The sequence below is a fragment of the Streptomyces neyagawaensis genome (genome assembly GCF_023516595.1).
Lineage (GTDB): Bacteria > Actinomycetota > Actinomycetes > Streptomycetales > Streptomycetaceae > Streptomyces > Streptomyces neyagawaensis.
Genome location: NZ_JAMGBG010000271.1, coordinates 1 through 302, shown reverse-complemented (window position 1 = coordinate 302; position 302 = coordinate 1). Strand labels below are relative to the sequence as shown.

Genomic DNA, 302 nt, shown 5'->3' with positions numbered 1-302 from the left:
GGTGTCGCCATCGTCAAGGTCGGCGGCAGCGAGGACTCCATCCGGGCCGCGGCCCAGCGGTTCCTGATGCAGCAGGACGGCATCGTCGGCTTCACCCAGGAAGTGCTGTCGGGTGCGCTGCGGGCGATCGTCGGGCGGATGTCCGTGGAGGACGTCATCCGTGACCGGGCCGCCTTCGCGGGCCAGGTGGCGGAGGAGGCGGAGGCCAGTCTGTCCGGGCAGGGTCTGGTGCTGGACGCCTTCCAGATCCAGGACATCACCACCGAGGGTTCCTACCTGGAGGACCTCGGCCGGCCGGAGGC

The 302-nt window shown here is 70.5% G+C and carries 1 protein-coding gene; it reads left to right on the top strand.

Features of this window, described 5'->3' with window-relative positions:
• On the top strand, positions 1 to 302 hold a 302-nt coding region (locus tag M8J73_RS44660; protein ID WP_249829948.1), incomplete at both ends, for a flotillin family protein.